5 protein-coding genes are annotated in these 2510 nt (G+C 35.3%); all 5 read left to right on the top strand.

Features of this window, described 5'->3' with window-relative positions:
- Positions 1-111: 111 nt before the first annotated feature.
- Entirely contained in the window at positions 112-801 is a 690-nt protein-coding gene (locus J7J33_05445) for a thioredoxin family protein (GenBank protein ID MCD6168722.1), read from the top strand.
- A gap of 11 nt (positions 802-812) precedes the next feature.
- Positions 813-950 (top strand): 50S ribosomal protein L34, encoded by a 138-nt coding sequence (gene rpmH / locus J7J33_05440; GenBank protein ID MCD6168721.1) that lies wholly within the window; start codon positions 813-815, stop codon positions 948-950.
- Positions 950-1291: a ribonuclease P protein component gene (gene rnpA / locus J7J33_05435; protein ID MCD6168720.1), complete on the top strand. Its 342-nt coding sequence runs from the start codon at positions 950-952 to the stop codon at positions 1289-1291. Before rpmH ends, rnpA begins: the two co-directional genes overlap by 1 nt.
- Positions 1263-1472 carry a membrane protein insertion efficiency factor YidD gene (gene yidD, locus J7J33_05430; GenBank protein MCD6168719.1) on the top strand — a complete coding sequence of 70 codons (210 nt, stop codon included), beginning with the start codon at positions 1263-1265 and terminating at the stop codon, positions 1470-1472. The genes rnpA and yidD overlap by 29 nt, the downstream gene beginning before the upstream one ends.
- A gap of 11 nt (positions 1473-1483) precedes the next feature.
- Positions 1484-2510: membrane protein insertase YidC (gene yidC / locus J7J33_05425; protein ID MCD6168718.1), on the top strand; the 1027-nt coding region annotated here is incomplete at its 3' end.

Raw genomic sequence — 2510 nt, 5'->3', positions numbered from 1 at the left:
GATCCAAATTTATATTTTGTTGCCTTCAGTATGTTATAATTAACTTCAAGAAAAGATAGGTTTTATGATATAATAGCCTATGCGAAATTAATTAAAGTTAAGGAGGATGTTATGCCATTACTTCAGGAAAAGGATAGAACAGTCGTCAGAGAGAAGTTTGAAAAGGAACTCAAAGACGAAGTTACAATCCTTTTATTTAAAAAAAGAGCTTCAGGTATCTGGACACCAAACGAAGTTGAGGATCTTGTGTGTAGATACTGCAAAGAAACAGAGGAACTGTATAAAGAGGTCATAGAATTATCTGATTTATTAAAGTTAGAAACATATACCATAGAAAATAACAAGGAAAAATTTGATGAATATAAGGTTGAAAGAATTCCAACAGCGGTTATTAAAGGGCACAATAAGGGACTAATCAGATTTGTTGGAATTCCGGCAGGTTATGAATTTGCAACTCTTCTTGAGGATTTAATTGATGCATCAAGAGGTAAAGTTGATCTTAAGGAGAGAAACAAGAGAAAAGTTGAAGCAGTAAAGGAGCCACTTCACATTCAGGTTTTTGTAACACCTACATGTCCCTACTGCCCAAGAGCGGTGAGAATTGCCCATAAAATGGCATTTCTAAATGAAAACATCATGGCAGATATGGTTGAGGCAAGCGAATTTCCAAATCTCTCTGAAAAGTATGGTGTCTATGCTGTTCCAAAGATTGTTGTGAATGACAAGGTAGAATTTGAAGGAGCATTGCCAGAAGACCAGTTTATAAGAGAGGTGCTTAAAGCAGTGGAGAAAAACAACTAAAGGAGGTAAAAATGAGAACGACTTACCATCCCCATAAAGGAAAAGCAAGAAAAGTTCATGGATTTTTGAAGAGGATGAGTTCCCCCGGTGGGAGAAATGTTATAAAGAGAAGAAGAAGGAAAGGAAGAAAGAGGCTTACACCTTCTTAGTGGCTAAACTTAAAGAAAGATTAAATAAAAGAGAAGTTAAAGAAGTTATGAAAAATGGGACAAAGGTAAGAGAGAGAAATTTGACATTTGTGTATGAAAGAAAAGATAATTTAAAGGTTGCCTTTGTCCCCGTGGGTGTAAAAAAATCGGTTAAGAGGAACAGAGTGAGGAGAAAAATTAGAGAGATATTTTTTAAACTTCAGGAGAAATTCAAAAACATGTGGGTTGTAATTATAATTCCCCCTTTTGTAGAGAAAAGGAGAGAAGAAGTTATTGTCAAAGACTTTGAAGATTTTTTAAGGAAGGTTGAGAATGAAAAAGGTAGTACTCTTTTTAATTAAAATTTATCAAAAATTTATCTCCCCCATGTTTCCCAACTCCTGTAGATACAACCCAACCTGTTCTGTCTATACATATCAAGCTGTGGAGAAGTATGGAGTAGCAAAGGGTTTATTTCTTGGGATAAAAAGGATCTTACGGTGTAACCCATTTTTTCCGGGTGGAGATGATCCTGTTCCATAAAAGGAGGTAGTATGAAAAAGAAACTGATTTTTTTAATTTTGCCAATCATCCTTTTTGGACTTGCATTTAGCTTCGGTCCCAAAATGGATGTAAAGATTACCACACTTCCAGTGGAAAAACCTTCTGTTGGTGAAAGTTTCTCAATGAAAATTAATCTTGAGAATCTTGGGATAGATAAAGAGAATCTTGTTGTTTCCATTGACTCTTTGTCCAACTACGAAGACCTTGGACCATTTGAGATTCAAAACACCAAGGTAGAGATTCCGACTCTTAAATCAAAGGAGAAGAAGGAAATTTCCTTCAATCTAAAGGTGAAGGAAGAACTTACAGAGGATGAGTTTCTTTTTATTGGAAGGATAAAGTATTCAGAGAAAGGCGAGGAAAAGAAGTACAATGTAGTTTTTCCTCTATCATTTTCTTCTAAGGCAGGAATCCTATCCTTTACAAAGCCTCCATACTCTAAGGTTTCTCTTGAGACTCTTGTTTCTCTATCTGGAAGTTTAAAGAATACAGGAAGCAAAGAGGTAAAGGATGTTGTTGTAAGAACAAGAAACACAGAGTTTTTCACAGAATACATGAAGGGTAAGAATGTAAGAATTGAAACTATAAAACCAGGGAAATCTGTAACTGTAACTTTAATGCTTGCCCCAACAGACAAGGTTGTGCCAAAGGACTATACCGTTCCCATAGTTGTTAAATACAAGGATAGTGATGGAGTTTCATATATCTATGAAGAAAAAGCCACCATAAGAGTTGTTAAAAACTCCTTCACATATTTTGTAAGAAGAATTCTTGACTTCTTCTATGGTTTCACAAAGAACTATGGAATAGCAGTCATACTTCTAACACTTATTGTAAAACTTATACTATTCCCCTTCACATTCCAACAGCTTAAATCCATGAGTAAAACTCAGGAACTTTCTCCAATGATTCAGGAACTTCAGAAGAAGTATAATGATGATCCAAAGAAACTTCAGGAAGAACAGATGAAGCTCTACAAAAAGTACGGAATAAACCCTGCAACTGGATGCCTTATGG

The sequence above is a fragment of the Caldisericia bacterium genome, from assembly GCA_021158845.1.
Taxonomy (GTDB): Bacteria; Caldisericota; Caldisericia; order B22-G15; family B22-G15; genus B22-G15.
The sequence above is the reverse complement of the archived record's forward strand: the minus strand, read 5'-3'. Positions and strand labels throughout refer to the sequence as shown.

Bases quoted from the DNA above. Each gene is read 5' to 3' on its own strand.
- J7J33_05445 (MCD6168722.1), top strand. From the start codon at position 112: ATGCCATTACTTCAGGAAAAGGATAGAACAGTCGTCAGAGAGAAGTTT.
- rpmH (MCD6168721.1), top strand. From the start codon at position 813: ATGAGAACGACTTACCATCCCCATAAAGGAAAAGCAAGAAAAGTTCAT.
- yidD (MCD6168719.1), top strand. From the start codon at position 1,263: ATGAAAAAGGTAGTACTCTTTTTAATTAAAATTTATCAAAAATTTATC.